At 68.1% G+C, this 23,283-nt stretch carries 35 protein-coding genes; 2 read left to right on the top strand and 33 right to left on the bottom strand.

The annotated features are described in order from the left end of the window. The first annotated feature begins 4 nt into the window (after positions 1 to 4). Complete coding sequence (locus DVH02_RS21870) at positions 5 to 835, top strand: hypothetical protein (protein ID WP_114625520.1); 831 nt, start codon at positions 5 to 7, stop codon at positions 833 to 835. A 25-nt stretch (positions 836 to 860) separates the two neighbouring features. Here DVH02_RS21870 and truA read toward each other — a convergent pair whose 3' ends face one another. The 33 genes from truA to DVH02_RS21700 form a co-directional block, all read right to left on the bottom strand. Beyond that, positions 861 to 1,754, bottom strand: coding sequence for a tRNA pseudouridine(38-40) synthase TruA (truA, locus tag DVH02_RS21865; protein ID WP_114625519.1), 894 nt, complete (start codon positions 1,752 to 1,754; stop codon positions 861 to 863). Between the two features lie 96 nt (positions 1,755 to 1,850). After that, positions 1,851 to 2,366, bottom strand: coding sequence for a 50S ribosomal protein L17 (rplQ, locus tag DVH02_RS21860; protein WP_114625518.1), 516 nt, complete (start codon positions 2,364 to 2,366; stop codon positions 1,851 to 1,853). A 131-nt stretch (positions 2,367 to 2,497) separates the two neighbouring features. Next, positions 2,498 to 3,520 carry a DNA-directed RNA polymerase subunit alpha gene (locus DVH02_RS21855; RefSeq protein ID WP_003956430.1) on the bottom strand — a complete coding sequence of 341 codons (1,023 nt, stop codon included), beginning with the start codon at positions 3,518 to 3,520 and terminating at the stop codon, positions 2,498 to 2,500. Between the two features lie 174 nt (positions 3,521 to 3,694). Next, the gene (gene rpsK / locus DVH02_RS21850; protein ID WP_003956432.1) at positions 3,695 to 4,099 is read right to left on the bottom strand and encodes a 30S ribosomal protein S11; all 405 of its coding nucleotides are present in this window, start codon (positions 4,097 to 4,099) and stop codon (positions 3,695 to 3,697) included. 66 nt (positions 4,100 to 4,165) lie between these two features. Continuing rightward, positions 4,166 to 4,546 carry a 30S ribosomal protein S13 gene (gene rpsM, locus DVH02_RS21845; RefSeq protein WP_114625517.1) on the bottom strand — a complete coding sequence of 127 codons (381 nt, stop codon included), beginning with the start codon at positions 4,544 to 4,546 and terminating at the stop codon, positions 4,166 to 4,168. 177 nt (positions 4,547 to 4,723) lie between these two features. Next, positions 4,724 to 4,837, bottom strand: coding sequence for a 50S ribosomal protein L36 (gene rpmJ / locus DVH02_RS21840; protein WP_003956441.1), 114 nt, complete (start codon positions 4,835 to 4,837; stop codon positions 4,724 to 4,726). Positions 4,838 to 4,893: 56 nt separating this feature from the next. Further along, positions 4,894 to 5,115 (bottom strand): translation initiation factor IF-1, encoded by a 222-nt coding sequence (gene infA, locus DVH02_RS21835; protein ID WP_003956442.1) that lies wholly within the window; start codon positions 5,113 to 5,115, stop codon positions 4,894 to 4,896. Positions 5,116 to 5,537: 422 nt separating this feature from the next. Continuing rightward, positions 5,538 to 6,374, bottom strand: coding sequence for a type I methionyl aminopeptidase (gene map / locus DVH02_RS21830; RefSeq protein ID WP_114625516.1), 837 nt, complete (start codon positions 6,372 to 6,374; stop codon positions 5,538 to 5,540). Positions 6,375 to 6,500: 126 nt separating this feature from the next. Beyond that, the gene (locus DVH02_RS21825; RefSeq protein ID WP_114625515.1) at positions 6,501 to 7,151 is read right to left on the bottom strand and encodes an adenylate kinase; all 651 of its coding nucleotides are present in this window, start codon (positions 7,149 to 7,151) and stop codon (positions 6,501 to 6,503) included. Then, positions 7,151 to 8,470: a preprotein translocase subunit SecY gene (secY, locus tag DVH02_RS21820; protein ID WP_114625514.1), complete on the bottom strand. Its 1,320-nt coding sequence runs from the start codon at positions 8,468 to 8,470 to the stop codon at positions 7,151 to 7,153. The genes DVH02_RS21825 and secY overlap by 1 nt, the downstream gene beginning before the upstream one ends. A gap of 255 nt (positions 8,471 to 8,725) precedes the next feature. Next, a complete protein-coding gene (rplO, locus tag DVH02_RS21815; protein ID WP_114625513.1) occupies positions 8,726 to 9,181 on the bottom strand; it encodes a 50S ribosomal protein L15 in 456 nt (151 codons plus the stop codon). Position 9,182: 1 nt separating this feature from the next. Further along, the gene (gene rpmD / locus DVH02_RS21810; protein ID WP_024491595.1) at positions 9,183 to 9,365 is read right to left on the bottom strand and encodes a 50S ribosomal protein L30; all 183 of its coding nucleotides are present in this window, start codon (positions 9,363 to 9,365) and stop codon (positions 9,183 to 9,185) included. Then, the gene (rpsE, locus tag DVH02_RS21805; protein WP_114625512.1) at positions 9,365 to 9,967 is read right to left on the bottom strand and encodes a 30S ribosomal protein S5; all 603 of its coding nucleotides are present in this window, start codon (positions 9,965 to 9,967) and stop codon (positions 9,365 to 9,367) included. The genes rpmD and rpsE overlap by 1 nt, the downstream gene beginning before the upstream one ends. 47 nt (positions 9,968 to 10,014) lie before the next feature. Beyond that, positions 10,015 to 10,398 (bottom strand): 50S ribosomal protein L18, encoded by a 384-nt coding sequence (gene rplR / locus DVH02_RS21800; protein WP_114625511.1) that lies wholly within the window; start codon positions 10,396 to 10,398, stop codon positions 10,015 to 10,017. 3 nt (positions 10,399 to 10,401) lie between these two features. Beyond that, on the bottom strand, positions 10,402 to 10,941 hold the full coding sequence (rplF, locus tag DVH02_RS21795) for a 50S ribosomal protein L6 (RefSeq protein ID WP_114625510.1): 540 nt from the start codon (positions 10,939 to 10,941) through the stop codon (positions 10,402 to 10,404). A 21-nt stretch (positions 10,942 to 10,962) separates the two neighbouring features. Beyond that, a complete protein-coding gene (gene rpsH, locus DVH02_RS21790; RefSeq protein WP_030351444.1) occupies positions 10,963 to 11,361 on the bottom strand; it encodes a 30S ribosomal protein S8 in 399 nt (132 codons plus the stop codon). A gap of 263 nt (positions 11,362 to 11,624) precedes the next feature. Beyond that, a complete protein-coding gene (locus tag DVH02_RS21780; protein WP_003948630.1) occupies positions 11,625 to 11,810 on the bottom strand; it encodes a type Z 30S ribosomal protein S14 in 186 nt (61 codons plus the stop codon). A 2-nt stretch (positions 11,811 to 11,812) separates the two neighbouring features. Continuing rightward, positions 11,813 to 12,373, bottom strand: coding sequence for a 50S ribosomal protein L5 (gene rplE, locus DVH02_RS21775; protein ID WP_114625509.1), 561 nt, complete (start codon positions 12,371 to 12,373; stop codon positions 11,813 to 11,815). Continuing rightward, positions 12,373 to 12,696 carry a 50S ribosomal protein L24 gene (gene rplX / locus DVH02_RS21770; protein WP_111337423.1) on the bottom strand — a complete coding sequence of 108 codons (324 nt, stop codon included), beginning with the start codon at positions 12,694 to 12,696 and terminating at the stop codon, positions 12,373 to 12,375. The genes rplE and rplX overlap by 1 nt, the downstream gene beginning before the upstream one ends. A 2-nt stretch (positions 12,697 to 12,698) precedes the next feature. Then, positions 12,699 to 13,067 carry a 50S ribosomal protein L14 gene (gene rplN / locus DVH02_RS21765; protein ID WP_003974257.1) on the bottom strand — a complete coding sequence of 123 codons (369 nt, stop codon included), beginning with the start codon at positions 13,065 to 13,067 and terminating at the stop codon, positions 12,699 to 12,701. A gap of 101 nt (positions 13,068 to 13,168) precedes the next feature. Beyond that, a complete protein-coding gene (gene rpsQ, locus DVH02_RS21760; protein WP_114625508.1) occupies positions 13,169 to 13,453 on the bottom strand; it encodes a 30S ribosomal protein S17 in 285 nt (94 codons plus the stop codon). Beyond that, positions 13,453 to 13,677 (bottom strand): 50S ribosomal protein L29, encoded by a 225-nt coding sequence (gene rpmC / locus DVH02_RS21755; protein WP_114625507.1) that lies wholly within the window; start codon positions 13,675 to 13,677, stop codon positions 13,453 to 13,455. Before rpmC ends, rpsQ begins: the two co-directional genes overlap by 1 nt. Next, positions 13,677 to 14,096: a 50S ribosomal protein L16 gene (gene rplP, locus DVH02_RS21750; protein ID WP_014154587.1), complete on the bottom strand. Its 420-nt coding sequence runs from the start codon at positions 14,094 to 14,096 to the stop codon at positions 13,677 to 13,679. Before rplP ends, rpmC begins: the two co-directional genes overlap by 1 nt. Positions 14,097 to 14,101: 5 nt before the next feature. Beyond that, a complete protein-coding gene (rpsC, locus tag DVH02_RS21745) occupies positions 14,102 to 14,950 on the bottom strand; it encodes a 30S ribosomal protein S3 (protein ID WP_114625506.1) in 849 nt (282 codons plus the stop codon). Further along, positions 14,950 to 15,297, bottom strand: coding sequence for a 50S ribosomal protein L22 (gene rplV, locus DVH02_RS21740; RefSeq protein WP_114625505.1), 348 nt, complete (start codon positions 15,295 to 15,297; stop codon positions 14,950 to 14,952). Before rplV ends, rpsC begins: the two co-directional genes overlap by 1 nt. Positions 15,298 to 15,337: 40 nt before the next feature. Next, a complete protein-coding gene (rpsS, locus tag DVH02_RS21735) occupies positions 15,338 to 15,619 on the bottom strand; it encodes a 30S ribosomal protein S19 (protein WP_003966956.1) in 282 nt (93 codons plus the stop codon). Positions 15,620 to 15,631: 12 nt separating this feature from the next. Then, entirely contained in the window at positions 15,632 to 16,468 is an 837-nt protein-coding gene (rplB, locus tag DVH02_RS21730) for a 50S ribosomal protein L2 (protein WP_114625504.1), read from the bottom strand. Between the two features lie 50 nt (positions 16,469 to 16,518). Then, on the bottom strand, positions 16,519 to 16,839 hold the full coding sequence (rplW, locus tag DVH02_RS21725; RefSeq protein ID WP_388828079.1) for a 50S ribosomal protein L23: 321 nt from the start codon (positions 16,837 to 16,839) through the stop codon (positions 16,519 to 16,521). Continuing rightward, entirely contained in the window at positions 16,839 to 17,492 is a 654-nt protein-coding gene (gene rplD / locus DVH02_RS21720) for a 50S ribosomal protein L4 (protein ID WP_114625502.1), read from the bottom strand. Before rplD ends, rplW begins: the two co-directional genes overlap by 1 nt. Positions 17,493 to 17,500: 8 nt before the next feature. After that, positions 17,501 to 18,145 carry a 50S ribosomal protein L3 gene (gene rplC, locus DVH02_RS21715; protein ID WP_114625501.1) on the bottom strand — a complete coding sequence of 215 codons (645 nt, stop codon included), beginning with the start codon at positions 18,143 to 18,145 and terminating at the stop codon, positions 17,501 to 17,503. A gap of 14 nt (positions 18,146 to 18,159) precedes the next feature. After that, positions 18,160 to 18,468, bottom strand: a complete 309-nt coding sequence (rpsJ, locus tag DVH02_RS21710; protein WP_003948644.1) for a 30S ribosomal protein S10 — start codon at positions 18,466 to 18,468, stop codon at positions 18,160 to 18,162. Positions 18,469 to 18,946: 478 nt separating this feature from the next. After that, entirely contained in the window at positions 18,947 to 20,593 is a 1,647-nt protein-coding gene (locus tag DVH02_RS21705; protein WP_114625500.1) for an amidohydrolase, read from the bottom strand. 35 nt (positions 20,594 to 20,628) lie between these two features. Next, positions 20,629 to 21,972: an MFS transporter gene (locus tag DVH02_RS21700; protein WP_114625499.1), complete on the bottom strand. Its 1,344-nt coding sequence runs from the start codon at positions 21,970 to 21,972 to the stop codon at positions 20,629 to 20,631. 253 nt (positions 21,973 to 22,225) lie between these two features. Between DVH02_RS21700 and DVH02_RS21695 the strand changes: the two genes are divergently transcribed. Next, the gene (locus tag DVH02_RS21695; protein WP_114625498.1) at positions 22,226 to 23,167 is read left to right on the top strand and encodes a LysR family transcriptional regulator; all 942 of its coding nucleotides are present in this window, start codon (positions 22,226 to 22,228) and stop codon (positions 23,165 to 23,167) included. The last annotated feature ends 116 nt before the right edge of the window (positions 23,168 to 23,283 follow it).

Below are 23,283 nucleotides of genomic sequence, written 5' to 3'. Positions count from 1 at the left end.
TGACATGGAGGACCCGTACGGCACACAGACCCCGGACTGGGGCGCGCTCGCCGACGCCTCCGCCGCGCGCGCCCGCCGCAAACGCTGGCTGCTGATAGGCGGCGGTGTTCTCGCCACCGGCGCGATAGCCGCGGTCGTGGCCACCACCGTCGTCAGTGTGAACAAGGGCGACGCCAACGCCTCGCAGGGCCAGGCGAATCAGCTGCCGCCGGTCTCCGAGCTGCCGACCGGGACCACCGAGCCCGAGCCGGCCTTCTCCTCGGTCGCACCGCCGCCTCCGCCGAACCCGAAGGACTTCGTCTCCAGCGCCGACAAGGACAAGGCGCCGCTGAGCGCGGAGACGCTCTTCCCCGGCGACAAACTGACGGTCGCCGACCGCGCCTACCGCAAGGGCGCCACCACGGCCACCACCAACTGCGCCGCCGCCGCGCAGGGCGCGCTCGGCTCGATCCTCGCCTCGAACAGCTGCGACCAGGTCATCCGCGCCACCTTCAGCAAGGACGGCGTCGCGGTGACCGTGGGGGTGGCGGTCTTCGAGAAGGAGACGCAGGCGCTGAAGGCCAAGGAGCAGGCGGAGGGCGGGATCGCCTCGCTCTCGGGAGCGGGCGTCCCGACCTTCTGCCGGGCCCCCTCGGTCTGCCGCAAGACCGCCAACTCCTACGGCAGGTACGTGTACTTCACGGTGGGCGGCTTCATCAGCGGCCAGAACGCGACCAAGGCGGACAAGAACGTCTTCGACGCCGGTGACGACGTCGCGGAGTTCACGTTCCAGCAGATCCTCGCCCGCGGCCAGGCCCAGGCGTCGGCCGCCGCCACCCGGCCCGTCGACCGGTGAGGCCGGGCGGGCGTCGGCGGCGGGCTCAGCAGCAGCCGTCCGGCGCCCCGCCCGCCCCGCTCGCCCCGCTCGCCCCGCCCAGCGTGCGCTTGTTGCGCGCCTGCCGGTTGCGTTCACCGAGCAACTCGTCGGCCGGATAGCCGACTTCCTCCAGCGTCAGCCCGTGCGGCCGTACGACATGGACCGCCGAGTCCCGCACCCCGGCCGCCAGCACCTTCGCCGGCCACTCCACGGGCCGGTGCCCGTCCCCCACGAACAGCAGCGCGCCCACCAGCGAGCGCACCATGTTGTGGCAGAAGGCGTCGGCCCGCACGGTCGCCGTGACGATCCCGTCCGCGCCGCGCTCCCACTCCAGCCGCTGGAGCGTCCGGATCGTCGTCGCGCCCTCGCGCCGCTTGCAGTACGCCGCGAAATCGTGCTCGCCGACCAGCCCGGCCGACGCCGCGTTCATCGCCTCGACGTCCAACTCCCAGTCGTGCCACAGCACATGGCCGCGAAGCAGCGGATCGACGCCGCCCGGATGGTCCGTCACGCGGTACGCGTAGCGCCGCCAGATCGCCGAGAACCGCGCGTTGAAGCCCGCCGGGGCCTCGGCCGCCCGCCACACCCGTACGTCGTGCGGCAGCCGCCCCGCGAGCCGCCGCAGCAGCCGCTCCGCGTGCTCGCCCCACACCTCGTCGGGCAGATCGACATGGGCGACCTGCCCGCGCGCGTGCACCCCGGCGTCGGTGCGTCCGGCGACGGTCAGCTCGTACGTACGGGAGGAGCGCGTCACCGTGCGCAGCGCGTCCTCGATCTCCCCCTGCACGGTGCGCCGGGTGCGCTGTTTCGCCCAGCCGGAGAAGTCCTTGCCGTCGTACGACAGATCCAGCCGTACCCGTACGTGTCCGGGCGGCGCGCCCTCGGTTTCCTCGTTCACCCGACGATCCTCTCAAAACAAAGACGATCCTCTCAAAACAAAGCGAACGGGCCCGCCCCCGTGAGGGAGCGGGCCCGTCCGTGCGAACAGCGGGACTCAGGCGTCCTTGCTCTCCGCCGCGTCCTTGACCTCGGCGTCGGCAGGCTTGGCGTCCTCGACGGTCTCGGCCGGAGCCTCGTCCTTCTTGAGGGCGTCTTCCTTGACGGCGCGCTTGGTCGCGGCCTCGGCCTCACCGGTGGCCTCCTGCGCCACGGTCAGCGCCTCGACCAGCTCGATGACCGCCATCGGGGCGTTGTCGCCACGACGGTTGCCGATCTTGGTGATACGGGTGTAACCGCCGGGGCGGTTCTCGTACCGCGGGGCGATCTCGGTGAAGAGCGTGTGCACGACGCTCTTGTCCGTGATCGACTCCAGCACCAGGCGACGGTTGTGGATGTCGCCCTTCTTCGCCTTGGTGATGAAACGCTCGGCGATGGGGCGCACACGACGGGCCTTGGCCTCGGTCGTGGTGATACGGCCGTGCTCGAAGAGCGACTTCGCGAGGTTCGCGAGAAGCAGCTTCTCGTGCGCGGCGCTGCCGCCCAGACGGGCACCCTTGGCGGGCTTCGGCATGGTGTTACTCCTTCATATCTGCACCGGCCGTGTCAGGTACCGGTGTCAGTTCCCGTGAGACGGTCGCCCCACGGAAGGCACGATCAAGCCCGTCCGGCGGTCGAGGCAGAGCCTCGGCCGCTGCGCGGGGCTCAGTACTGCTCGGTCTCCACGAAACCCGCGTCCGCGTCGTCGTCGGCGCCGAAGGCGTCGGCGGCGGCGGTCGGGTCGAATCCGGGCGGGCTGTCCTTGAGGGCCAGGCCCATGCCGGCCAGCTTCGCCTTGACCTCGTCGATCGACTTGGCGCCGAAGTTGCGGATGTCGAGCAGGTCCGCCTCGGACCGGGCCACCAGCTCACCCACGGAGTGGATGCCCTCGCGCTTGAGGCAGTTGTACGACCGTACGGTCAGCTCCAGCTCCTCGATCGGCAGCGCGAGATCGGCGGCGAGCGCGGCGTCCGTGGGCGAGGGGCCCATGTCGATGCCCTCGGCGTCGATGTTCAGCTCGCGGGCGAGGCCGAACAGCTCGACCAGCGTCTTACCGGCGGACGCCATGGCGTCGCGCGGCCGCATGGCCTGCTTGGTCTCGACGTCGACGATCAGCTTGTCGAAGTCGGTGCGCTGCTCGACACGGGTCGCCTCGACCTTGTACGTGACCTTGAGCACCGGGGAATAGATGGAGTCGACCGGGATGCGCCCGATCTCCTGGCCCACCTGCTTGTTCTGGACGGCGGAGACGTAGCCGCGACCGCGCTCGACGGTCAGCTCCATCTCCAGCTTGCCCTTGCCGTTCAGCGTCGCCAGGACGAGGTCCGGGTTGTGGACCTCGACACCGGCCGGCGGGGCGATGTCGGCGGCGGTGACCAGGCCGGGGCCCTGCTTGCGCAGGTACATCACGACGGGCTCGTCGTGCTCCGAGGAGACGACCAGCTGCTTGATGTTGAGGATGAGGTCGGTCACATCCTCCTTGACGCCCGGCACGGTGGTGAACTCGTGCAGGACTCCGTCGATCCGGATGCTGGTGACAGCGGCACCGGGGATCGAGGAGAGGAGGGTGCGGCGCAGGGAGTTGCCGAGCGTGTAGCCGAAGCCCGGCTCCAGCGGCTCGATGACGAACCGCGAGCGGTATTCGTCGACAACCTCTTCGGTCAGCGAAGGGCGCTGAGCGATAAGCATGGCGAGATCCTTCAGTCATGGGCACCCACTATTTGATGCCCTACGTGCAAGAGTACGGGCGGCACGGCCCGAATGAGCCGTACCGCCCGCACCCCGAAAAACTACGCGTCGCCGACCCCGGAGGGCCGACGGACCCCGGAGGGTCGAAACGCCAAGGCGGCCGACCCCGGAGGGTCAGACGCGGCGGCGCTTCGGCGGGCGGCAGCCGTTGTGCGGGGTGGGGGTGACGTCCTGGATCGAGCCCACCTCCAGGCCGGTGGCCTGGAGCGAGCGGATCGCGGTCTCACGGCCGGAGCCGGGACCCTTGACGAAGACGTCGACCTTGCGCATGCCGTGCTCCTGCGCGCGGCGGGCGGCCGACTCGGCGGCCATCTGCGCGGCGAAGGGGGTGGACTTGCGCGAGCCCTTGAAGCCGACGTGGCCGGCGGAGGCCCAGGAGATCACGTTGCCCGAGGGGTCGGTGATCGAGACGATCGTGTTGTTGAACGTGCTCTTGATGTGGGCGTGCCCGTGAGCGACGTTCTTCTTTTCCTTGCGGCGCACCTTCTTGGCAGCGCCCTGACGACCCTTGGGGGGCATCTGTTTCTCCTACAGGGAGGTGGTCGGTCCTACAGCGAAGACCGCTGATGAGCGTCCGGCTGAGGACTACTTCTTGCCCGGCTTCTTCTTGCCGGCGATGGCGCGACGCGGGCCCTTGCGGGTACGAGCGTTCGTGCTGGTGCGCTGACCGTGCACCGGCAGGCCACGGCGGTGACGCAGACCCTGGTAGCAGCCGATCTCGACCTTGCGGCGGATGTCGGCGGCGATCTCGCGACGGAGGTCACCCTCGGTCTTGAGGTTGCCGTCCACGTACTCGCGGATCTTGACGAGGTCTTCCTCGGCGAGGTCGCGGACGCGGACGTTCGGGTCGACGCCGACGGCGGCGAGGGTCTCCTTGGACCGGGTGCGCCCGATACCGAAGACGTAGGTGAGGGCGACCTCGACGCGCTTTTCGCGCGGGAGGTCAACGCCTGCGAGGCGTGCCATTCATGGCTCCTGTTGATTCGGAGGTATTCCGCAGCGTCTGTCCCGGCCGCCGTACGGATACGGTCCGGGTCCCCGGCCTCCGCCGGAGGTGTCGGTCCCGTCGCCGGGAGCCGGACACTGCTTGATGACGAGTTGCTCGCGTCGCGCGAAGTACTGCGAGAGGCAGGTGGTCGTGCGTCAGCCCTGGCGCTGCTTGTGGCGCAGGTTGTCGCAGATGACCATGACCCGGCCGTGACGGCGGATCACCTTGCACTTGTCGCAGATCTTCTTGACGCTCGGCTTGACCTTCATGGGATTGAGGTTCTCCGGGTCAGTGCGGACACCCGTCTGAGGGGCGCCAGCAAGATCTACTTGTATCGGTAGACGATCCGGCCACGCGTCAGGTCGTACGGAGACAGCTCCACCACAACCCGGTCATCGGGAAGGATCCGGATGTAGTGCATCCGCATCTTTCCGCTGATGTGCGCGAGGACCTTGTGACCGTTCTGCAGCTCCACCTTGAACATGGCGTTCGGGAGGGACTCGATCACGGTGCCCTCGATCTCGATGGCACCTTGCTTCTTGGCCACGCTTCGCCCTTCGAATCGGCTACCTTGATCGATTCTGGCAGCCGCATGAGGACACACGGATACACCAGAGCCGACGCGTCAGTCTACGGGAGCCCTCTCGAAAAGACTAATCCGTTCAGTTTGCCCAGAGCGGGAGATCTTTAAGCAGAGGGGCCCGCGCCGGCCTCCGACCGGCGGACAGCGCCCCCTGCCCAACGCCAGCGGGGCCACACCCTCACAACGCCCCACTCGCGGGCTCGGCGCCGAGGCGCCTCACAAGCTTCGCGGGCCCGCGCCGGCCTCCGACCGGCGGACAGCGCCCCCTGCCCTACGCCAGCGGGGCCGCACCCTCACAACGCCCCACTCGCGGGCTCGGCGCCGAGGCGCCTCACAAGCTTCGCGGGCCCGCGCCGGCCTCCGACCGGCGGACAGCGCCCCCTGCCCTACGCCAGCGGGTCGGGCGCCGCCGTGATCCCCAGCTCCGCCAGCTTCGCCCGGCCGCCGTCCGGGGCGGTGAGGACCAGGGGGCCCTCCTCGGTCAGCGCCACCGAGTGCTCCCAGTGCGAGGACCAGGTGCCGTCCGTGGTGACCACCGTCCACTCGTCCTCCAGCACCTCCGTGCGCGGGGTGCCGAGCGAGACCATCGGCTCGATGGCGAGGCAGAAGCCGGGGACCAGCTTCGGGCCCTTGCCGCGCTTGCGGGTGACGTAGTTCAGCAGGTGCGGGTCCATGTGCATGGCCGTACCGATGCCGTGGCCGCCGTACTCCTCGATGATCCCGTACTTGCCGCCCCCGGGGCGCGGCTGGCGGCGGATGTACGTCTCGATGGCGCGGCTCACGTCCACCAGCCGGTTGCCGGTGCGCATGGCCGCGATACCGGCCCACATCGACTCCTCGGTGACCCGGGACAGCTCGACCAGCTCCGGGGCGTGACCGGTGCCGACGAACGCGGTGAAGGCGGCGTCGCCGTGCCAGCCGTCGACGATCGCACCGGCGTCGACGGAGATGATGTCGCCGTCCTTGAGGACGGTCTTCCCGTCGGGGATGCCATGGACGACAACCTCGTTGACCGAGGTGCAGATCGTCGCGGGGAACCCGCCGTACCCGAGGAAGTTCGGCTTGGCGCCGTGCTCGGCCAGTACCTTGCGGGCGACCTGGTCGAGATCGTTCGTGGTGGCGCCGGGTACCGCCGCGGCACCGGTCGCCGCGTGCACGGCGGCGACGACCAGTCCCGCCTCGCGCATCTTCGCGATCTGCTCGGGAGTCTTGATCTCCACCATGGCTATGCCTTCCAATGATCGGTCACTACTGAACATCATGTTCAACAGTAAGGCCGTGGCACCCGGAGGGGCACCACGGCCTTACGCACTCTTCTTCCGCCGCCCGCGCGGGTCGGCGCGGGCCGCCTACGCCCGGCCGAGCGCCTCCATCGCGCGCTCGGTCACCTCGGTGACCTTGCCGAGCGCGGAGATCGTCACCACGAGGCCCTGGGCCCGGTAGTGGTCGATGATCGGCTCGGTCTGGGTGTGGTAGACCTCCAGACGGGTGCGCACCGTCTCCTCGGAGTCGTCGTCCCGCTGGTACAGCTCGCCGCCGCAGACGTCACAGACGCCTTCCTTCTTCGGCGGGCTGTACGTGACGTGGAAGACGTGCGCGCTGTCGTTGCGGCAGATGCGCCGACCGGCGATCCGCTTCACGACCTCGTCCTCGGGAACCTCCAGGTCGAGCACCGCGTCCAGCTTCAGACCGCCTGCCGTCAGCAGTTCGTCGAGCACACCGGCCTGCGAGACATTGCGCGGAAAGCCGTCCAGCAGGAAGCCGTTCTCGGCGTCCGGCTTCTCCATGCGGTCCTGCGCCATCGCGTTGGTCACCTCGTCGGGCACCAGGTTCCCGGCGTCCATGTACGCCTTCGCCTGTTTGCCGAGGTCCGTGCCCTGGCTGATGTTGGCCCGGAAAAGGTCGCCCGTCGAGATGTGCGGAATCGACAGGTTCTTGGCAAGGTACGCGGCCTGCGTTCCCTTGCCGGCACCGGGCGGTCCGACGAGGACGATTCGCATCAGCGGAGGAACCCTTCGTAATTGCGCTGCTGAAGCTGGCTCTCGATCTGCTTCACGGTCTCCAGACCCACACCCACGATGATCAGGATGCTTGTCCCGCCGAACGGGAAGTTCTGGTTCGCACCGCCGAAGCCCGCCAACGCCATCGTCGGAACAAGAGCAATCAGGCCCAGATACAGCGAGCCCGGCCAAGTGATCCTGTTGAGCACGTAGCTCAGGTACTCGGCCGTGGGGCGACCTGCCCGGATACCCGGGATGAAGCCACCATACTTCTTCATGTTGTCAGCGACTTCTTCGGGGTTGAAGGAGATGGCGACGTAGAAGAAGGCGAAGAAAACGATCAGCAGGAAGTACGTCGCGATGTAGTACGGGTGGTCACCCTTGACGAAGTGCGCCTCGATCCAGGTCTTCCAGGCGGCGTCGCCGCTGGAGAACTGGGCGACCAGGGCCGGGATGTAGAGCAGCGACGACGCGAAGATGACGGGGATCACACCCGCCTGGTTCACCTTGAGCGGGATGTACGTGGACGTACCCCCGTAGGACCTGCGGCCGATCATCCGCTTCGCGTACTGCACGGGGATCCGGCGCTGCGCCTGCTCGACGAAGACGACCAGGGCCACCATCACGAAGCCGATGAGGATGACGGTGCTGAACTCGATCCAGCCCTGGGCGAGCGTGCCGCTCTCCTTGATGGCCCACAGCGCGCCGGGGAAGCCGGCGGCGATGGAGATGAACATCAGGATGGACATACCGTTGCCGATGCCGCGGTCGGTGACGAGTTCACCGAGCCACATGACGGCCGCGGTGCCCGCGGTCATGGTGATCACCATGGTGGCGGTGACGAAGATCGACTTGTCGGGCACGATCTCCGAGGCGACCGGGCAGCCGCTGAAGAGCGCGCCGCTGCGGGCGGTGGCGACCAGCCCTGTTCCCTGGAGAACGGCGAGGGCGACCGTCAGATAACGGGTGTACTGCGTGATCTTGGCCGTACCGGACTGACCCTCTTTCTTGAGGGCCTCCAGCCGGGGGATGACCACGGTCAGCAGCTGCAGGATGATGCTCGCGGTGATGTACGGCATGATGCCGAGTGCGAAGATCGTGATCTGCAGCAGTGCCCCGCCGCTGAACATGTTCACCAAGCCGAACAGGCTGTTATTGCCCTTCTGGGCCGCGTCGACACACTCCTGGACATTCGCGTAGCTGACGCCGGGTACGGGGATGTGCGCCCCGAGCCGGTACAGCACGATGATGCCGAGCGTGAAGAGCAGCTTCTTGCGCAGGTCGGGCGTCTTGAACGCCCGGGCGAACGCGGTGAGCACGGTGCCTCCTGCGACCCCCGCGCTACTGCGTCAGAGGTGACGGTATTGAGGATCGACGGATAAGGAACGAGCGTTACCACACGGAAGGCCCCTGGGGACACTCCGCGTGGCGGGGGTCCGGGGGCGGTCCCCCGGCTTCAATACAGCAACAACGCACGCCACCTTACCGGCGACAGTGCCCCCCTTGGAACGACCAACCGGGGATGCCCCTTTTGGGAGGCATCCCCGGTCGGATGTTCAGGCCATCGAGTTGTCTCAGACGAGCTCGGTGACGGTGCCGCCGGCGGCGGCAATCTTCTCCTTGGCGGACCCGGAGACGGCGTCAACCGAAACCTGGAGCGCTACGGAGATCTCGCCCTGGCCCAGGACCTTGACGAGGCTGTTCTTGCGTACCGCACCCTTGGTGACCAGGTCGGCCACCGTGACCTCGCCGCCCTCGGGGTAGAGAGCGGAGAGCTTGTCCAGGTTCACGACCTGGTACTCGGTGCGGAAGGGGTTCTTGAAGCCCTTCAGCTTCGGCAGACGCATGTGGAGGGGCATCTGCCCACCCTCGAAGCGTGCCGGAACCTGGTAACGGGCCTTCGTACCCTTGGTACCACGACCTGCGGTCTTACCCTTGGACGCCTCACCACGACCCACACGGGTCTTGGCGGTCTTGGCGCCCGGGGCAGGACGGAGGTCATGAGCCTTCAGCGGGCTGTTCTCCGCCATGTCAGTCAACCTCCTCGACCGTGACGAGGTGCCGCACGGTGTTGGCCATGCCGCGGAACTCGGGACGGTCCTCCTTGACAACCACGTCGTGCAGGCGCTTCAGCCCGAGCGAACGAAGGGTGTCGCGGTGGTTCTGCTTGCTGCCGATGTACGACTTCGTCTGCGTGATCTTGAGACGGGCCATTACGCACCCGCTCCCGCACGCGCACGGAGCAGAGCCGCGGGGGCGACGTCCTCAAGGGGCAGACCGCGGCGGGCCGCGATCTCCTCGGGACGCTGCAGGCCCTGGAGGGCCGCCACGGTCGCGTGCACGATGTTGATCGCGTTGTCGGAGCCGAGCGACTTCGACAGGATGTCGTGCACGCCCGCGCATTCGAGCACGGCGCGCACCGGGCCACCGGCGATCACACCGGTACCGGGGGAAGCAGGCTTGAGCAGGACGACGCCCGCGGCCTTCTCGCCCTGGATCGGGTGAGGAATGGTGCCCTGGATACGGGGGACCTTGAAGAAGTTCTTCTTGGCCTCCTCAACACCCTTGGCGATGGCGGCCGGAACCTCCTTCGCCTTCCCGTAACCGACGCCGACGGTGCCGTCACCATCGCCCACCACGACCAGCGCGGTGAAGCTGAAGCGACGACCACCCTTCACAACCTTGGCGACACGGTTGATCGCGACAACGCGCTCAACGTAAGCGGTCTTCTCGGCGGCAGCGCCACCGTCGCGACCCTTCCGGTCCCGCCGCTCGCCGCCACCGGCACCGCTTCCGCGGCGCTGGGGTCCAGCCATTGGATTTACCTCTCTCTGTTACGTCCGCTTTGCGTAGGAACCGGGGCTTAGAACTTCAGCCCGGCTTCGCGGGCGGCGTCAGCCAGAGCGGCAATGCGCCCTGCGTACTGGTTACCACCGCGGTCGAACACGACGGCCTCGACACCGGCGGCCTTGGCGCGCTCGGCGACCAGGGATCCGACCAGCTTCGCCTGGGCGCTCTTGTCGCCCTCGCCGCCGCGGATCGACGTGTCCAGGGTCGACGCCGACGCGAGCGTGTGGCCCGCGATGTCGTCGATGACCTGCGCGACGATGTTGCGGTTGGAGCGCGTCACGACCAGACGAGGACGCTCCGGCGTACCGGAGACGTGCTTACGGACGCGGATGTGGCGACGCTTGATGGCGGCGCGCTTGTACGCGTCACCCTTGGCAATCTTTACACCGTATGCCATGGCTTACTTACCCGCCTTTCCGACCTTGCGGCGGATGACCTCGCCGGCGTACTTGACGCCCTTGGCCTTGTACGGGTCGGGCTTCCGCAGCTTGCGGATCTTAGCGGCGACCTCGCCGACCTTCTGCTTGTCGATGCCCTCGACGGAGAACTTCGTGGGCGTCTCGACCTTGAAGGTGATGCCTTCGGGGGCCTCGATGAGAATCGGGTGGCTGTAGCCCAGGGCGAACTCCAGGTTGGAGCCCTTCGCCTGGACGCGGTAGCCGACCCCGCTGATTTCGAGCGCCTTGATGTATCCCGTGGTCACGCCGGTGATCATGTTCGCCACCAGCGTGCGGGACAGGCCGTGGAGGGCCTTGTTCTGACGCTCGTCGTTGGGGCGCAGCACCGAGAGGGTGCCGTCCTCGCCCTTGGTGACCTCGATCGGCGCGGCGACGGTGTGCGAGAGGGAACCCTTCGGGCCCTTCACCGCGACCGTGCGGCCATCGATGGTGACGTCCACACCGGCGGGAACCTGGATGGGGAGCTTGCCGATTCGCGACATGAGCTTTTCCTCCGTTCCCGACTACCAGACGTAGGCGAGGACTTCCCCACCTACGCCCTTCTTGCTGGCCTGCTGGCCGGTCAGGAGACCGTGGGACGTGGAGATGATCGCCACGCCCAGGCCGCCCAGGACCTTCGGCAGATTGGTGGACTTCGCGTACACGCGCAGACCCGGCTTGGAGATGCGCTTGATGCCGGCGATCGAACGCTCGCGGTTCGGGCCGAACTTCAGCTCCAGGACGAGGTTCTTGCCGACTTCGGCGTCCTCGACCTTCCAGCCGGTGATGAAGCCCTCCTGCTGGAGGATCTCCGCGATGTGCGACTTGATCTTGCTGTGCGGCATCACGACGTCGTCGTGGTATGCCGAGTTCGCGTTGCGCAGACGCGTGAGCATGTCTGCGATGGGATCAGTCATGGTCATGAATTGGCCTTCGGCCTCTCTCGCCGGGGTTTCCTGTATGCGCCATCCCTCTCCCCGAATCAGAGTCGGGACGGGTGCGGTGCGGGGACCTACGGCGTAGTAAGTCGTTATGGACGGCGGGCGCCCAACCCCACAAGCCTACGGCATGTGGAGGAGGGCTCCCGCCAACCAATTGCTTACCGAGAGTTTCGAGCAGTCCGCCCACCCGTCGCCCGACCGCCACCCCTCAAGGGCGGCCTTCGGCCGACGGATTGGAATCTGGACTACCAGGAACTCTTGGTCACGCCCGGCAGCTCGCCGCGGTGGGCCATCTCGCGAAGGCACACACGGCACAGGCCGAACTTGCGGTAGACGGAGTGGGGCCGGCCGCAGCGCTGGCAACGGGTGTACCCGCGCACGCCGAACTTCGGCTTACGGGCGGCCTTAGCGATCAGAGCCTTCTTCGCCACGGTCAGTTCTCCTTGAACGGGAAGCCGAGGTGACGAAGGAGGGCACGACCCTCGTCGTCGTTGGTCGCCGTGGTGACCACGGTGATGTCCATGCCCCGGACCCGGTCGATCTTGTCCTGGTCGATCTCGTGGAACATGACCTGCTCCGTGAGACCGAAGGTGTAGTTGCCACGGCCGTCGAACTGCTTCGGCGACAGACCGCGGAAGTCACGGATACGCGGCAGCGCGAGCGACAGCGTACGGTCCAGGAACTCCCACATGCGGTCACCGCGCAGGGTGACGTGGCAGCCGATCGGCTGCCCCTCGCGCAGCTTGAACTGCGCGATGGACTTCCGGGCCTTGGTGACGGACGGCTTCTGGCCGGTGATCGTGGTGAGGTCGCGGATGGCGCCCTCGATCAGCTTGGAGTCGCGGGCGGCGTCGCCCACACCCATGTTGACCACGATCTTGACGAGACCGGGGATCTGCATGACGTTCTCGTAGGAGAACTCCTCACGCAGCTTGCCCGCGATCTCCTCGCGGTAGCGCAGCTTCAGACGCGGCGCGGTAGTGGTCGCAGTCATCAGATGTCCTCACCGGTCCGCTTGGCAACGCGGATCTTGTTGCCCTCGTCGTCAAAGCGGTAGCCGACGCGAGTGACGACCTTCTTGCCGTCCTTCTCCACGACCAGCTGAACATTGCTGACGTGGACGGGGGCCTCGGTGGTCACAATGCCGCCGGTCTGCGAACCGCGAGCCGTCTGACCGGCCTTGGTGTGCTTCTTGACCCGGTTGACACCCTCGACGAGGACACGGTCCTGGGCGGGGTAGGCGACGATGACCTTGCCCTGCTTGCCCTTGTCCTTACCGGTGATGACCTGGACCAGGTCGCCCTTCTTGATCTTCATGCTTACAGCACCTCCGGCGCGAGCGAGATGATCTTCATGAACTTCTTCTCGCGCAGCTCACGGCCGACCGGGCCGAAGATACGGGTGCCGCGAGGGTCGCCGTCGTTCTTCAGAATGACGGCGGCGTTCTCGTCGAAGCGGATGTACGAGCCGTCCGGACGGCGGCGCTCCTTGACGGTGCGAACGATGACGGCCTTGACGACGTCACCCTTCTTCACGTTGCCACCGGGGATCGCGTCCTTGACGGTGGCGACGATGACGTCGCCGATGCCCGCGTAGCGGCGACCCGAGCCACCGAGAACACGGATGGTGAGAATTTCCTTCGCACCCGTGTTGTCGGCGACGCGCAGTCGCGACTCCTGCTGGATCACGTCTATCTCCTGATCGTCTGCCGGTTCCCCGGGGGCCATTCAGCTGAATGGCCCCCGGAGCCTGGCGGAACTGTTCCGAGAGGAAACCCCCTCGGAGGGTCTTACTTGGCCTTCTCGAGGATCTCGACGATGCGCCACCGCTTCGTGGCGGACTGCGGCCGGGTCTCCATCAGGAGGACGCGGTCGCCGATGCCGGCGGCGTTCTGCTCGTCGTGCGCCTTGAGCTTGTTCGTACGGCGGATGACCTTGCCGTACAGCGCGTGCTTGACGCGGTCCTCGACGGCGACGACGACGGTCTTGTCCATCTTGTCGCTGACGACGAGACCCTCACGGGTCTTGCGGTCTCCGCGCGCGGCCTTGTTCTCGGTCACGTTGTTCTCAGTCATCAGGCGCTCTCCACCGTCTCGATGCCCAGCTCGCGCTCACGCATCAGGGTGTAGATCCGCGCGATGTCCTTACGGACGAGCTTCAGCCGCCCGTGGTTTTCGAGCTGACCGGTCGCCGCCTGGAAGCGGAGGTTGAACAGCTCTTCCTTGGCCTCGCGGAGCTTGGCGACAAGCTCCTCGCTGCCCAGCTCGCGCAGTTCGGACGCCTTGGTAACGGCCGCCATCACGACTCACCTGCCTCGCGCCGAACGATCCGGCACTTCATCGGAAGCTTGTGAGCAGCGCGGGTAAGCGCCTCACGCGCAATCTTCTCGTTCGGGTAGGACAGCTCGAACATCACCCGACCGGGCTTGACGTTCGCGATCCACCACTCGGGGGAGCCCTTACCGGAACCCATGCGGGTCTCGGCAGGCTTCTTGGTGAGCGGACGGTCCGGGTAGATGTTGATCCAGACCTTGCCGCCACGCTTGATGTGACGGGTCATCGCGATACGAGCGGCCTCGATCTGACGGTTCGTCACGTACGCCGGGCTCAGCGCCTGGATGCCGTACTCACCGAACGCAACCTGCGTGCCACCCTTGGACATACCGCTGCGCTTCGGGTGGTGCTGCTTGCGGTGCTTGACCCTACGGGGGATCAGCATTTCGGTCAGACCTCCGTTCCACCGGTAGAAGGCGCCGCCGTGTCAGCCGCCGGAGCCGCGGTGGCCTCGGCCTTGGGGGCCTCGGCTCCGCCGCTCTGCTGCGGCTTACGGCCACGGCCGCCACGCTCGCCACCGCGGCCACCGCGGCCGGCGGGGCGGTCGTTGCCGCCACCACGGGCCGGGCGGTTGCCGGCGCGGGCCGCGGCGTTCTCGGCGCGTACCTCGGCGATGTTCTTGACGTCGCCCTTGTAGATCCAGACCTTCACACCGATGCGGCCGAAGGTCGTCTTGGCCTCGAAGAAGCCGTAGTCCACGTTCGCGCGGAGCGTGTGCAGGGGCACGCGGCCCTCGCGGTAGAACTCCGAGCGGGACATCTCGGCGCCGCCGAGACGGCCACCGCACTGGATCTTGATGCCCTTGGCGCCGGCCTTCATCGTCGACTGCATGCTCTTGCGCATGGCGCGACGGAAGGAGACACGCGAGGACAGCTGCTCGGCGACGGCCTGGGCCACCAGCTGAGCGTCGACCTCGGGGTTCTTGACCTCAAGGATGTTGAGCTGAACCTGCTTGCCGGTCAGCTTCTCCAGCTCGCCGCGGATACGGTCGGCCTCGGCGCCGCGGCGGCCGATGACGATGCCCGGACGCGCGGTGTGGATGTCCACGCGGACTCGGTCGCGGGTGCGCTCGATCTCGACCTTCGAGATGCCGGCCCGCTCCATGCCCTTCGTCATCATGCGACGAATGGCAACGTCTTCCTTGACGTAGTCCTTGTACAGCTTGTCGGCATACCAGCGGGACTTGAAGTCCGTGGTGATACCGAGCCGGAACCCATGCGGGTTAACCTTCTGGCCCATTACCGGGTTCCTTCCTTGCTGCTGACGACCACGGTGATGTGGCTGGTCCGCTTACGGATCCGGTAGGCCCGGCCCTGGGCGCGCGGCCGGAACCGCTTCAGGGTCGGACCCTCGTCCACGTACGCCTCGCTGATGACCAGCGAAGAGGCGTCGGTGTGGTCGTAGTTGTGAGCGGCATTGGCGATGGCGCTGTCGAGCACCTTGCCTACCGTCACGCTCGCGGCCTGCGGGGCGAAGCGCAGGACCGCCTGAGCCTCCGTGGCATCCATGCCACGGATGAGGTCCACCACGCGGCGGGCCTTCATGGGCGTGACGCGGATGTACCGCGCCTGGGCCCTGGCTTCCATGGTTGTCCCTTCGGTGTAAGTCATAGTCAGTCACCCCGCGCTAGCGGCGCTTCGACTTCCGGTCGTCCTTGACGTGGCCGCGGAAGGTGCGAGTCGGCGAGAACTCGCCGAGCTTGTGGCCGACCATCGACTCGGTGACGAACACCGGGACGTGGATCTTGCCGTTGTGCACCGCGATCGTGTGGCCGAGCATGGCCGGGACGATCATCGAGCGACGGGACCAGGTCTTGATGACGTTCTTGGTGCCTGCTTCGTTCTGGACATCCACCTTCTTGATGAGGTGTCCGTCGACGAAGGGCCCCTTCTTGAGACTGCGCGGCATCTAAACCCGCTCCTAGCGCTTCTTGTTCGTCTTGCGGCGGCGGACGATGTACTTGCTGCTTGCCTTCTTCGGCGAGCGAGTACGACCCTCCTTCTGACCCCACGGGCTGACCGGGTGGCGACCACCGGAGGTCTTGCCCTCACCACCACCGTGCGGGTGGTCGACCGGGTTCATCGCGACACCGCGGACGGTCGGGCGAACGCCCTTCCAGCGCATACGGCCGGCCTTGCCCCAGTTGATGTTCGACTGCTCGGCGTTGCCGACCTCGCCGATCGTGGCGCGGCAGCGGACGTCGACCATCCGGACCTCGCCGGACGGCATACGAAGGGTGGCCATGGAGCCCTCCTTCGCGAGCAGCTGGACCGAAGCACCCGCGGAACGGGAGATCTTCGCTCCGCCACCGGGACGCATCTCGATGGCGTGGATCGTCGTACCCACCGGGATGTTGCGCAGCGGCAGGTTGTTGCCCGGCTTGATGTCGGCGCCGGGGCCGTTCTCGACCCGGTCGCCCTGGTTCAGCTTGGCCGGGGCGATGATGTAGCGCTTCTCACCGTCTGCGTAGTGCAGCAGCGCGATGCGGGCGGTGCGGTTGGGGTCGTACTCGATGTGCGCGACCTTGGCCGGCACGCCGTCCTTGTCGTGACGACGGAAGTCGATCACGCGGTAGGCGCGCTTGTGTCCACCACCCTGGTGGCGAACGGTCACACGACCGGCGTTGTTACGGCCGCCCTTGCTGTGCAGCGGGCGGACCAGCGACTTCTCCGGCGTGGACCGCGTGATCTCGACAAAGTCGGCGACGCTGGAGCCACGACGGCCCGGGGTCGTCGGCTTGTACTTGCGGATACCCATTGTCTCTCAGTCCTCGGAAATAATCCGGATCCTGGACGTCTCGACCTCCGTCAGGAGGTCGGGCCGCCGAAGATGTCGATACGGTCGCCCTCGGCAAGGGTCACGATGGCGCGCTTGGTGTTGGCGCGCTTGCCGAAACCGGTGCGGGTGCGCTTGCGCTTGCCCTGGCGGTTGATCGTGTTGACCCCGGAGACCTTGACCGAGAAGACCGCTTCCACGGCCTGCTTGATCTGGGTCTTGTTGGCGTGGGGCGCCACGATGAACGTGTACTTGTTCTCGTCGAGCAGCGCGTAGCTCTTCTCGGAGACCACGGGCTTGACAAGAATGTCGCGCGGGTCCGTGAAGGTCTTGCTGGTGATCTCGGCGGCCATCAGGCTTCGCTCCCCTCGTTGTCATCGGCCTTGTTGGGGCCAGACACGAAGGACTCGAAAGCGGCCTTGGTGAAGACCACGTCGTCGGAGACGATCACGTCGTACGTGTTCAGCTGGCCCGGCGCCAGGATGTGCACCTGGGGCAGGTTGCGGGCGGACAGCCACGCGGCCTCGTCGGCCCGCTCGACGACCAGGAGCACGTTCTTGCGCTCGCTGATCTTGCCCAGCAGGGTCTTGGCGGCCTTCGTGGACACCGCGTCCTCGACCAGGCCGGAGACGACGTGGATACGAGAGTGACGGGCCCGGTCGGTGAGGGCTCCGCGCAGGGCGGCGGCCTTCATCTTCTTGGGGGTCCGCTGCGAGTAGTCACGCGGCTGCGGGCCGTGGACGACGCCACCACCGGCGAACTGCGGGGCGCGGGTCGAGCCCTGACGGGCGCGGCCGGTGCCCTTCTGGCGGTACGGCTTCTTGCCACCGCCACGGACTTCGCCGCGGGTCTTGGTCTTGTGCGTGCCCTGTCGGGCAGCGGCCAGCTGGGCGACAACGACCTGGTGGATCAGCGGAATGCTGACCTTGGCGTCGAAGATCTCCGAGGGGAGTTCGACGGTCCCGGCCTTGTCGCCTGCCGGCGAAAGGATGTCAACGGTGCTCATCAGTTACCTCAGGCCCCCTTGGCCGCGGTACGGACCAGGACGAGGCCGCCGTTCGGACCAGGGACCGCGCCCTTGATCAGGAGCAGGCCCTTCTCCGCGTCAACGGCGTGAACGGTCAGGTTCTGGGTGGTGACCCGCTCGTTGCCCATACGGCCCGCCATGCGGAGGCCCTTGAACACACGGCCCGGAGTGGCACAGCCACCGATGGAACCGGGAGAGCGGTGCTTGCGCTGGGTGCCGTGACCGGCGCCGAGTCCCTTGAAGTTGTGACGCTTCATGACACCGGCGAAGCCCTTGCCCTTGCTCTTGCCCGTGACGTCTACCTTGACGCCGGACTCGAACGCGGCAGCGGTGATCTCCTGGCCGAGCGTGTACTCGCTCGCGTCGGAGGTGCGCAGCTCCACCAGGTGGCGGCGCGGGGTCACGTCGGCCTTGGCGAAGTGACCCTTGAGGGGCTTGTTCACCTTGCGAGGGTCGATCTCGCCGAAGGCGATCTGGACCGACTCGTAGCCGTCGCTGTCATTCGTACGGACCTGGGTAACGACACAGGGCCCGGCCTTCACCACGGTCACCGGGACGACACGGTTGTTCTCGTCCCAGACCTGGGTCATGCCGAGCTTCTCGCCCAGGACACCCTTGATCGGCTTAGTCATCTCTTCCGCGCCTCTCAGAGCTTGATCTCGATGTCAACGCCGGCCGGAAGGTCCAGGCGCATCAGCGAGTCAACGGTCTTGGGCGTCGGGTCGAGGATGTCGATCAGGCGCTTGTGCGTGCGCATCTCGAAGTGCTCGCGCGAGTCCTTGTACTTGTGCGGCGACTTGATGACGCAGTACACGTTCTTCTCAGTGGGCAGCGGCACCGGGCCCGCGACCGACGCACCAGTACGCGTCACCGTCTCGACGATCTTCTTCGCCGAGGAGTCGATGACCTCGTGGTCGTAGGCCTTGAGCCGGATGCGGATCTTCTGTCCCGCCATGGCTACTTCGTAGTCCTGTCTCTCGTAACGCTCTGGGACCCGGTAGTTCCGGGCTCTTCTCCGACCCACGCGGTCGGGCGTGTCGCATCCCTGCCGCGAAAATTTCCCGAAGGATTCTCCCTGCCAGGGGTGCGGCCCAAGTCCGCGAGCCGGGGACGAGCCACGTCGCAAACGACGAACGCGTTCAGCCACCGGGAGCCTGGTCGGTACCCCACTGACACTTCCCGGAAGATTCCCGTACGTCCGCCTCAGCGCTGCCCGTAAGGCAGTTGGGGCGACGAGTACTGTGGGACTCGCTTCCGGTCCTCCCGGCGGGAGGCGCGCAGCATTGGCACTCAACCGAGCAACCTGAACAGTGTGCCACAGGCGCCTCGGCCCTGGCCAATCAGGGTCCAGAAGCGTACCCCACGACAGGATCGGCGAATCTTCGGCGCGGCCGCACGTGGCGCCTCCGCGGCCGGCCGGGGGAAACCCCGGGTCAGCCGAGGGCTCCGGCGTCGTGCACGACCCGGCCGCCGATCACCGTGGCGCCGACGGTCAGGGTGTCGATCCTCCCCGGGTCGACGGAGAGCAGGTCGTCCGAGAGGACGGCGAAGTCCGCCAGCATGCCCCGGGAGAGGCGGCCCTTGCGGTCCTCGGCGTGCTCGGCGTAGGCGGAGCCCACGGTGTAGGCGTACAGCGCCTGTTCGGGGGTGACCGCCTCGGCCGGCGCCAGCGGGGCGCCCGCGGCGGTGCGGCGGTTGATCATGTCGTGGATGCCGAGCAGCGGGCTGCCGTGCGCCACCGGGGCGTCACTGCTGCCGGGGAGGACGGCTCCGGCCTCCAGGAGGCTGCGCATGCGGTAGCAGTGCTCGGCGCGCTGGGGCCCCAGCGCGGTGATCATCCCGTCGCCGATCTCGGAGACGAAGCGTCCCTGCGGCACGGGGACGACCCCGTTGGCCACCAGCCGACGGACCTGCTGGTCGGAGGCGACCGCGAAGTGCTCGATGCGGTGGCGCGCGTCCCACCGCGGATGAGCGGCCTGCGCGGCTTCGAAGGCGTCCAGGACGATGTCGATGGCTGCGTCGCCGATGGCATGGGCGGCGATCTGCCAGCCGCACCGGTGCGCCTCGCCGATCGTGTGGCGCAGCCAGTCCTCGTCGAACTGGAGGAAGCCGACATTGTCGGGCTCGTCGTGGTAGCCGCAGCACATATGCGCCGAGCGGCCGATCAGGGAGCCGTCCGTGGCGATCTTAGTGGCTCCGATCTTCAGCCGGTCGTCGCCGAAGCCGCTGCGCAGTCCCAGGTCGAGCCCGAACCAGGTGGCGCCGTCGCCGACCGCCCCCATGTCGTGCAGGACGGTCATGTACGGCATGACCGTGGTGCGGATGCTCAGCACGCCCTCCCGCACGGCGCGGTGGAAGGCGTGCAGGTCGGCCGGGCCGTGTCCGACGTGTTCCGCGGCGGCGATCCCCGGCTCGGTGAGGCTGGTGATGCCTTCCGACACTCCCTGGTCGTTGCCCGCCGCGATGGCCGCGACGATCGAGTCCGCGGGAGAGGGCCGGAAGGCCCGGGTGACCAGATGCTGGGCGGTCTCCTGGAGCAGGCCCACCGCCCTGCCGTCGGCGTCGCGCTCGACATGGCCGCCGTCGAGGTCGGGCACGCCGCAGCGGCCGGTGAACCCGGCTCGGGCGAAGGCCGCGGTGTTGGCCACGCCCATGTGGCAGGAGACATGCTCCAGCCACACGGGACGTCCCTGTGCCGCCTCGTCCAGGGCCTCGGCCGTGGGATGGGCGCCGATCTTGTTCTGGTCGTAGCCCGCGCCGAAGATCCATTCGTCGGGCCCGAGCCGGGCCGCCCGCTCGCGCACCGCCGCGTAGAGGGCCCGGAGGGTGGGGGCGGTCCGGGCGTGCAGGTCGAGCTGGAGGAGGCGGCGGCCGCGCATGCTCAGGTGCTGGTGGGCGTCGTTGAAGCCGGGCACCACCGGGGCACCGCCCAGGTCGTGGACGAGGTCGGCGGTGCACCCGGCGACCTCCTCGTCGAGGCCGACGACGCGCCCCCCGAAGACCCCGAGGGTGTGGGCGGCGGGCCGCTCCGCGTCGAGCGTGGTGAAGCGGCCGTTGGTGAACAGTGCGTCCAGGTGCATGGGGTTTCCTCGGGGGGTACGTGCGGGTGGCCGGCTCAAGCGACGGTGGGCAGACTCTCCGGCTCCCGGGGGCCGGTACCGGCCCCCTCGGTGTCGCCGGAGGGGGAGCGGCGCCGGGCCAGGGCCAGCACGCTGACGGTGGTCAGCAGCAGGAGCAGGATGTAGTAGCCGACGACGGGCCAGTGGCCGCCGCCCCTGGTGAGCAGCCACTGGGCGACCAGCGGCGTGGAGCCGCCGATGAGGGTGCTGCACAGCTGGTAGGCGAGGGAGACACCCGTGTAGCGGACCCTGACGGGGAACGCCTCGGAGAGGAACCCCGCCAGCAGCGCGTAGTAGCTGCATCCGGTGAACACGCCCAGCGCGAGGCCCACGCCGATCAGCGTGCTGTCGCGGGTGGCGATCAGCAGGAACATCGGCACCGCCACGACGATGTTGGCGATCAGCGCGCCCGCCATCAGCCGGACCGTCCCCACGCGCTGGGCCAGCAGCGCGGCGACCGGCTGCCACAGGAACTGCATGACGGCGAGGACGAGCAGGATGTCGAGCATGGTCTGCCGGTGCACCCCCAGGTCGCTCGTGGCCCAGGAGAGCACGAAGGTGTTGGTGAAGTAGGCGGACGAGATGCCCATCGCGCTGGCGCCCACGCCGAGCAGGACCAGCGACCAGGAGGTGCGCAGCAACTCGACCACGGGGATCTTCGGGGCGGCGTCCTGCTGCTTCCTGGCCGCCTCGAACTCGGTGGACTCGGAGACCTTCAGCCGGATGACCAGCCCGATGACCACCAGCACGGCGGAGAGCAGGAACGGAACGCGCCAGCCCCAGGACAGGAAGGCATCGTCGGGCAGGTGGCCCACGGCGATGAAGACCAGGGAGGCCAGCACGGCCCCGGCGGGCGAGCCCTGCTGGACCCACATGCCGGCCAGCCCCCGCCGCTTCTCGTCGGTGTTCTCGGTGGCCATGAGTACGGCGCCGCCCCATTCGCCGCCGACCGCGATGCCCTGGACGGCGCGGAGCACGACGAGCAGGACGGGCGCGGCGACGCCGATGGTGGCGTAGGTGGGGAGCAGGCCGATGAGGGTGGTGGCGGTCCCCATCAGGACGAGGGTGGTGACGAGGACGTTCTTGCGTCCGACCCGGTCGCCGATGTGGCCGAAGATCAGTCCGCCCACCGGGCGGGCCAGGAAGCCGACCCAGAAGGTGGCAAAGGCCGCGAGGGTGCCGGCGGTGGGGCTGGCCGTGGGGAAGAACAGCTTGCCGAACACCAGAGCGGTGGCGGTGCCGTAGATGTAGAAGTCGTACCACTCGACCGCGGTCCCGATGAAGGACGCGGTGGTGGCACGTCTGGCTTTGCGGCCAGCGGTGGATGTGGCTCGGGGCATGGCTGACTCCGGGGGTAGCGGCGGTGCCGGCGGATTCGACCTGTGCGTGGTGGCGAGGCGGCGAAACGCCTGCGCTGACCGCGACGCTGCGGGTGCCCGTTCGAACGGTGTTGTCCGGTCCGCCTCAGTTTCGTAGCTCACAGGCCATACGGTCCAGTACCTTCTGAGCTGCACAGCCATACTTCAGAGGCATGGCGACGCGCGTGGGGGGCGAGCCGTACGGCGCGGACCGCGGCGATACGACGGAGGCACGATGGAACTGCGGGTACTGCGCTACTTCCTGGCGGTGGTCGACACGGGCTCGATGACGGCCGCCGCCGTACGCGTGCACGTGGCGCAGCCCTCGATCTCCCGGCAACTGCGCTCCCTCGAACGCGAGCTGGGCGCGGAGCTGCTCCGACGGACCAGCTCGGGGGTGCGGCTCACGGCGGCCGGGCGCCGCTTCGTCCCCGTCGCCAGGGATCTGACGCTGCGCGCCGCGCGGGGCACGGAACTGCTGCAGGCTGTCGCCGGGCGCAGCCCGTTGCAGTTCCGCGTGGCCTGCCCCAACTCCACCATCACGCACCTCGTGGCGCCGTTCGTCGCCGAGATGGGCGGCCCCTTCACCGACGCCCGGAGCTGTGAGCCGGACCAGGTGTACGAGCGGTTGCGGGCCGGCGATGTCGACATCGGCATCTCGACCGGCCCGCCGCCGGGCGGCATGGCCACGCGGCGGCTCGGCGCCCGCCGGATCAGCGCCCAGGTGCCTGCCGGGCACCCGCTGGAACAGGGGGGCGGCGACCTGGACCTGGCGAGCCTGCTCGACCATCCGGTGATCGTCAGCAGCCGGGCCAGCGCCGTGCGGCGCGCGCTCGACACCGCCCTGTACGAGCAGGGCACACCGCTGCGGCCCGCCTTCGAGCCGCAGTCCGCGTCCATGGCCCAGGCCCTGGCCGCCGCGGGCCACGGCGTCTGCGTCGTCGTCGACCACCCGCAGTTCGACCTGCGCGCCCGCGCCCTGACAAGCCAGGACCGCCCGCTGATCATCTCCCTGTACGCCGGATGGGACCCCGACCACTACGCACATGACGAGATCGACGCGGCCACACGGGACCTGTCGAAATGGCTCATGGCCAACGACGGCGGAAGGCAGCCGGGCAGCCGCCCGACCCCGGCCGGACCCCACCACTCCCCCGGCCCCGACCCCGGGGCCTGACCCCGGGCTCGGGGCCGGGGCCGGGCTCGGGAAGCGGTGGCTGCCGGGACCGAAGCCACCAGGCTCAGGGAGCCACCGCCCCGCGACGGTGTCGGCGTCGCGGGGCGGTGTCGGCG

The organism is Streptomyces corynorhini (assembly GCF_003346515.1).
Lineage (GTDB): Bacteria > Actinomycetota > Actinomycetes > Streptomycetales > Streptomycetaceae > Streptomyces > Streptomyces corynorhini.
The sequence above is the reverse complement of the archived record's forward strand: the minus strand, read 5'-3'. Positions and strand labels throughout refer to the sequence as shown.